The sequence below is a fragment of the Lentzea indica genome, from assembly GCF_012184385.1.
GTDB classification, from domain to species: Bacteria; Actinomycetota; Actinomycetes; order Mycobacteriales; family Pseudonocardiaceae; genus Lentzea; species Lentzea indica.
This window is the reverse complement of the sequence record NZ_VSRL01000099.1, coordinates 22,968-29,505: the sequence shown is the minus strand read 5'-3', so window position 1 is coordinate 29,505 and position 6,538 is coordinate 22,968. Positions and strand designations below refer to the sequence as shown.

The following is a 6,538-nucleotide window of genomic DNA, read 5'->3' as shown; positions in this document are numbered from 1 at the left end:
CCCCGCGCGGCCGCGGTCGTGGGTGCGGGGACCGCGTTGACCGGTGCGGCCGCGGTGGCCGCCGGTGCCGCGGCAGTGGCCGGGGAGTCGTTTTCCGTTGTGCTACCTGGGTTGTTACCGCTGTCCGGGGTGTCGCTGACGCTGGACCCGCTGGGCGGGTTGTTCGTGGCGGTGATCGGTGGCGTTGCGGTGGCCGCGGGGATCTACGGAATGTCCTATTCGGACTCACCGGATCTGCGGGCACGTTCGGTGCAGGTGGCGTTCCCGCTGTTCGTGGTCGCGATGGTGCTGGTGCCTGCAGCCGCGAGCGTGGGCACGTTGCTGGTGTGCTGGGAACTGATGGCACTGGCGTCACTGGTGCTGGTGGTCGCCGAGCACCGGCGTGGCCCGGAGGTGGCGTCGGCGGGCCGGTGGTACGCGGTCATGACGCACCTCGGTTTCGTGTCCGTCCTCATCGGACTGATGGTGTTCGTCGCGCACACCGGGGACGACTCGTTCACCGCGTTGCGCGAGTCGGGCCGGCACCTGTCGCCCGCGGTGGCGGGTGTGGTGTTCGTGGCGACGCTGGCGGGCTTCGCGTCGAAGGCGGGGATCGTGCCGTTGCACGCGTGGCTGCCGCGGGCACATCCGGAGGCTCCCAGCCACGTGTCGGCGTTGATGTCGGCGGCGATGGTGAACCTCGGCGTGTACGGGCTGGTGCGGGTCGGGGTCGACCTGCTCGGCGGTGGCGCGGCCTGGTGGTGGCTGCTGGTGCTGACGCTCGGCGCGGTGTCCGCGGTGTACGGAATTCTGCAGGCCGCGATGAACGCCGATCTGAAACGGCTGCTGGGGCACTCGACGACCGAGAACATGGGGCTGGTGCTGGTCGGTGTCGGCGCGGCAGGGCTGTTCGCCTCGTCCGGTGATCGTGTGCTCGCCGCGTTGGCGCTGACGGCGGCGTTGATGCACGTGGTCGGTCATGCGGCGTTCAAGACGCTGTTGTTCCTGGCGGCCGGGTCGGTGCTGCACGCGACCGGAAGTCGTGACCTGGACGCGTTGGGCGGGTTGCGCCCGGTGATGCCGGTGACCACGGCGGCGTTCGGGTTGGGGGCGCTGGCGGCGTCTGCCCTGCCGCCGGGCACGGCGTTCGTGTCGGAATGGCTGCTGCAGGCGTTGATCCACGGACTGCCTCGGGCGGGGTGGCCGCGACGGTCGCCATGCCGGTCGCGGTGGCGGCGGTGGCGCTGACCGCCGGGCTGGCGGTGGCCACGTTCGTGAAGGCGTTCGGCGTTGGCTTCCTGGCCAAACCGCGCAGCGAGGCGGCCATGGCCGCACACGAGAGCCCCTCCACGATGCTCGCCGGGATGGGCGTCGCGGGCCTGGCCTGCGTGGTGCTCGCGCTCTGGCCCGCCGGGATCTTGCCCGCGGTACGGGCAGCGGTCGGTGAGGCCGCGGTGTCCGGCGAGGTGACGCTGCGGCTGACCCACGTGACCGGCGCGTTGTCGCCTTTGCTGCTCACGCTCGGGCTCGTCGTCGCGCTGGTCGTCGTGGCCGGTGTGGTGCGGCTGGCCGCGACACGGCGGGCCCGCAGGGAGGCGCGGTTGTGGGACTGCGGTGGCGGGCCGATGTCGGCGCGGATGGAGTACACGGCGACGTCGTTCGCCGAGCCGTTGCAACGGGTGTTCGACGACGTGGTGCAGCCCGAGCTGGATGTGGACGTGTCCCATCACGAGGAGTCGCGGTATCTGGTGCGGGCCGTGGCCTACCGCAGGAAAGTGCCGGACCGGATCGAGCGGCGCCTCTACGGACCGGTGCTGGACATGATCGCCGCGTGGGGCCGGGCAGGGCGTGGGCTGGCTCCGGGCAGCGTCCACCGCTATCTCGGCTACGGCTTCTACGCGGTGTGCGGGCTGCTGATCCTGCTGACGGTGACCCGGTGAGCGCGCTGGGCGTGGTCGGCGGGGTGGTTCAGCCGGTGCTGATCGTGGCCGGATCACCGCTGCTGGTCGGGCTCATGCGACAGGTCCGCGCCCGGCTCGAGGGCCGGGCCGGTGCGGGAGTCGCACAGCCGTGGCGCGACCTGCGCAAGCTGATGCGCAAGGAACAGATCACCCCGCGCGGTACGAGCGAGGTGTTCCGTCTCGCGCCGTTGGTGCTGGTCGCCACGACCTTGGTGGTCGCGGTCGTGGCGCCGTTCGTGACGACGGACTCGGCGCTGGATCCGGCAGCGGATCTGTTCGCGGTGGTGGCGTTGCTGGCGCTGGGTGCGGTGGCGCTCGCCTTGGCAGGGCTGGACACCGGTACGGCGTTCGGCGGGATGGGCGCCAGCCGGGAGATGACGATTCTCGCGCTGGTGGAGCCGACTCTGCTGGTGGCCATCTTCGCGTTGTCCGTGCGGGTCGGGTCGACGAACCTGGGCGCGATCGTGTCGTCGACCCTCGACGACCCGGCACGGGTGATCTCCCCGGTGAGCCTGCTGGCCGCGGTCGCGCTGATCTTGGTGATCATCGCGGAGACAGGGCGGTTGCCGGTGGACAACCCGTCGACGCACCTCGAACTGACGATGGTGCACGAGGCGATGGTGCTGGAGTATGCGGGCCCTGATCTGGCGCTGGTGGAACTGGCGTCCGCGATGCGGCTGTCGGTGTTCCTCGGACTGCTGGCGAACCTGTTCCTGCCGTGGGGAATCGCTGCCACGGCCACCCCGGTGGCGCTGCTGGTCGGAATCCTCGCTCTGGTGGTGAAGGTCGGTGTGCTCGGTGTGCTGCTGGCCGCCGGCGAGGTGTTCGTCGCCAAGCTGCGGCTGTTCCGGGTGCCCGAGCTGCTGGCCGGGTCGTTCCTGCTCGCCCTGCTGGCCGTCGCGGCCTCGTTCTTCCTCGTCTGAATCCCGTGGGCTGAAAGGGAAACTCGATGAGCGAGAGCCTGTACGTGCAGCTGCTGTACCTGGCCTGCGGTGCGCTGCTGCTGACGGCCGTGCTGGTGTTGTGGCTGCGCGAGCTCGTGGTGATCATCCGGATGTTCGCGCTGCAGGGGGCCGCACTCGCCGCACTCGTGGGTGTGCTGGCGGCCCACGAGAACTCGGGCGAGCTGTGGGCTGTGGCAGTGGGCGTGCTGGTGCTGCGCGCGGGAGTCCTGCCGTATCTGTTGCGCCGAACCTTGGCCGGCGCGGGTGAGGCACGACGGGAGACCAGCCCGCTCGTGAACGTGGCCTCGTCGTTGCTGGCCGCCGCCGCGCTGACGCTGCTGGCCTACGCGGTGTCGCAGCCGTTGGTGGCACTGGCGCCGTCCGCCGCGACGCAAGCGATCCCGGTCGGCGTGACCGTGGTGCTGATCGGGTTCTTCGTGCTGGTGACCCGGCGGCGCGCCCTGTCGCAACTGGTCGGTTTTCTGTTGATGGACAACGGGATCACCGCGGTCGGGTTCCTCACCACCATCGGGGTCGGTCTCGTGGTGGAACTCGGGGTGTCGCTGGACGTGCTGCTGGCGGTGCTGGTCCTGCAGATCCTCACCACCCGGATGCGGGAGACCTTCGGCGACACCGACCTCGACGAACTGCGGGAGTTGCGCGACTGATGACTGTGCTTGTTCCCGTGGGAATGCCCGTGCTCGGCGCGCTCACGTACCTCGTGTTCGGGTGGCGGCGTGCCACGGCCTGGATCAGTGCCCTGAGCACGACCGTGGTGCTGGCCACCGCGATCGTGCTGGCGGCCGCGGTGACCCGGTCCGGCCCGGTGACCGCGCTTTCCGGGTTGCTGCGCGCGGATGCCTTGTCGGCGTTCATGTTGCTGGTGATCGGCGCGGTCGGGTTGATCTCCACCGCCGCGACCCCGGCGTATCTGCGCGAGGAGATCGCGGCGGGCCGGGCCACGGCCCGCACGGCCACGTGGCACAGCCTGCTCGTGCAGCTGTTCCTGGCCACCATGGCGTTGGCGGTGCTCGCCGCCAACCTCGGCGTGGTGTGGATCGCGGTCGAGGCCACCACGATCGTCACCGCGTTCCTGGTCGGGCAACGCCGCACCCGCGCCTCCGTGGAGGCGGCGTGGAAGTACGTGGTGATCTGCTCGGCCGGCATCGCGCTCGCGCTGCTGGGCACCATCGTGCTCAACTTCGCCGCCGCTCACGCACCTGGCGCCGCCGGGCTGGACCTCGCCGCGCTCGCCACCCACGCACCGGAGCTGGACCCCGGTGTCACCCGCATCGCGATCGTGTTGCTGGTGCTCGGGTTCGGCACCAAGGCCGGACTGGCCCCGCTGCACGCGTGGCTCCCGGACGCGCACTCCCAGGCCCCGGCACCGGTGTCGGCGCTGATGTCCGGCGTGCTGCTGTCGGTGGCGTTCTACGCGATCCTGCGGGTCAAGGTGATCAGTGACGGCGCGCTCGGCACCGGATTCGCCCGCACACTGCTCGCGATCATGGCACTGGCGTCGCTGCTGCTGGCCGCGTCACTGCTGATCGCCCAGCGCGACTACAAGCGGATGCTGGCCTACTCCAGCATCGAGCACCTCGGCCTGGTCGCGTTCGGAGCCGCGATCGGCAGCCCGCTGGCGCTGGCCGCGGCGTTGCTGCACGTCCTCGGGCACGGGCTGGCCAAAGCGGTGCTGTTCCTCGGCGCCGGCCGCGTCCTGCAGGTCACCGGCACCAGCCAGATCAACGGCGTGCGCGGCCTGATGGCACGCAGGCCTGCGCTCGCGGCGACCTTCGGACTCGGTGTGCTGGCACTGGCCGGGCTGCCCCCGTTCAGCCTGTTCGCCAGCGAGCTCGGCATCGTCCGCGCCGGCTTCACCGCCGGACTCGGCTGGCCGACCACCGCCGCGCTGCTGCTCGTCCTGGTGATCGCCGCCGCGCTGATCACCAGCACCAGCCGGATGCTCCTCGGACCACCACCGTCCACTCCAGACACCACGATCGCCTCGCCGATCCCGATCGCACTGGCGGGCGGACTGCTCGTGTGCGCGGCACTGGGCGTCGCAGCGGGCCTGCTGCCGATCCTGCTGGACCTGGCCACTGACTCCCTGGTGGTGACCCGATGATCACGACCCTCACTCCTGCCGACCTGCCAGAGCACGCCGGTTCCCTGTTGCAACAGGGATTCCGGCTCGCACTGGTGGCCGGCCACGACGACGGGGACAGGCTGCGTGCCGTGTACCTGTTCACCGCCGCACCGGACCGGCGGGTCGAACTGCACGTCCCGCTCGACCCTGACACGCCTGAGGTGCCGAGCCTGGCCAGGCTGTCATTCGCCGCCGGACGGTTCGAACGCGAGATGCACGACCTGTTCGGCATCGTGCCCACCGACCACCCGTTGCCACAGCGGCTGGTACGCCACTTCCACTGGCCCCGCGGCTGGTATCCCATGCTCGCCGACGCGGGCGATCCACCGGAGTTCGGCGACGTCGACGGCCCGTACCCGTTCCGGACCGTGGAAGGGCCAGGGGTGTACGAGATCCCGGTGGGCCCGGTGCACGCCGGCATGATCGGCCCCGGCCACTTCCGCTTCTCCGTGGTCGGCGAGACCATCCTCAACCTCAAGGCCCGCCTCTGGTTCGTCCACAGAGGACTTGAGAAGCTGTTCCACCGGCGAACGCCCGAGCACGGGATCGAACTCGCGGAACGGGTCAGCGGCGACACGAGCGTCGGCCACACCCTCGCGTTCTGCCTCGCCGTCGAGGACGCCCACCAGCTCGCCGTGCCGGAAGACGCACAACGCATCCGCGCGATCCTGCTCGAGCTCGAACGGCTCTACAACCACATCACCGACATCGGCGCGCTGTGCAACGACGTCGCCTACAGCGTGCTCAACGCCCATTCCCAACGCGTCCGCGAACGCTTGCTGCGCATCAACGACACCGTCACCGGCCACCGGTTGCTGCGCGGCGCCATCCATCCCGGCGGCGCGACGGTCACCGCGCTTCCCGACCCGCGCGAGCTCGCCGCGATCGGCGCCGACGTCGCCGAGATCGTCGCGCTGGCACTGTCCAACACCGTCGTGGCGGACCGCTTCACCGGCACCGCCCCGCTCAGCCACGACCAGGCCACCGACCTCGGCACGCTGGGCGTCGTCGCCCGCGCCAGCGGCCTGACCACCGACGCCCGGCACGACCACCCGTTCCTGTCCGCGGAGTTCCCCCGCACCACGCACACCCGGACCGACGGAGACGTCCTGTCCCGCTTCCTCGTGCGCGCCGAGGAGTTCACTTCCTCCATCAGTCAGATCACCAGCCTCGCCGACATGCTCGGCGGCCGAACCTCCGCCACCGCACCGGTCACCACAGGCACAGGCCGGTCCGGGGTCGGCATCGTCGAGGGCTGGCGCGGCACGATCGTGCATCGCGTCGAGCTCGCCGGTGACGGATCGCTGAACCGGGTGAAGATCGTGGACCCCAGCTTCTTCAACTGGCCGGCGCTCCCGGTCGCGCTGGCCGACACCATCGTTCCCGACTTTCCGTTGACCAACAAGAGCTTCAACCTCTCCTACGCCGGCAACGATCTGTAGCGCCACCTGATCGAGTGTGTGCAGCCTCGCACGCTCAAACACTTGCAAGCTTCTTTAACTGCGCAG

6 protein-coding genes are annotated in these 6,538 nt (G+C 70.4%); all 6 read left to right on the top strand.

Annotation, left to right across the window (positions count from 1 at the left end):
* A partial coding sequence (locus FXN61_RS52675; protein ID WP_281360648.1) for a proton-conducting transporter transmembrane domain-containing protein occupies positions 1-1,227 on the top strand: 1,227 nt, incomplete at its 5' end.
* On the top strand, positions 1,179-1,919 hold the full coding sequence (locus tag FXN61_RS52670) for a hypothetical protein (RefSeq protein WP_246292002.1): 741 nt from the start codon (positions 1,179-1,181) through the stop codon (positions 1,917-1,919). The genes FXN61_RS52675 and FXN61_RS52670, both read left to right, overlap by 49 nt.
* Positions 1,916-2,863 carry a respiratory chain complex I subunit 1 family protein gene (locus FXN61_RS25500; protein WP_167976565.1) on the top strand — a complete coding sequence of 316 codons (948 nt, stop codon included), beginning with the start codon at positions 1,916-1,918 and terminating at the stop codon, positions 2,861-2,863. The genes FXN61_RS52670 and FXN61_RS25500 overlap by 4 nt, the downstream gene beginning before the upstream one ends.
* Positions 2,864-2,889: 26 nt before the next feature.
* The gene (locus FXN61_RS25495; RefSeq protein ID WP_167976564.1) at positions 2,890-3,552 is read left to right on the top strand and encodes a hypothetical protein; all 663 of its coding nucleotides are present in this window, start codon (positions 2,890-2,892) and stop codon (positions 3,550-3,552) included.
* A complete protein-coding gene (locus FXN61_RS25490; protein WP_167976563.1) occupies positions 3,552-5,009 on the top strand; it encodes a proton-conducting transporter transmembrane domain-containing protein in 1,458 nt (485 codons plus the stop codon). Before FXN61_RS25495 ends, FXN61_RS25490 begins: the two co-directional genes overlap by 1 nt.
* Positions 5,006-6,472 (top strand): hydrogenase large subunit, encoded by a 1,467-nt coding sequence (locus FXN61_RS25485; RefSeq protein WP_167976562.1) that lies wholly within the window; start codon positions 5,006-5,008, stop codon positions 6,470-6,472. Before FXN61_RS25490 ends, FXN61_RS25485 begins: the two co-directional genes overlap by 4 nt.
* The last annotated feature ends 66 nt before the right edge of the window (positions 6,473-6,538 follow it).

Excerpts from the sequence above, each read along its gene's own strand:
- FXN61_RS25495 (WP_167976564.1), top strand. The coding sequence starts at position 2,890 with ATGAGCGAGAGCCTGTACGTGCAGCTGCTGTACCTGGCCTGCGGTGCG.
- FXN61_RS25490 (WP_167976563.1), top strand. The coding sequence starts at position 3,552 with ATGACTGTGCTTGTTCCCGTGGGAATGCCCGTGCTCGGCGCGCTCACG.
- FXN61_RS25485 (WP_167976562.1), top strand. The coding sequence starts at position 5,006 with ATGATCACGACCCTCACTCCTGCCGACCTGCCAGAGCACGCCGGTTCC.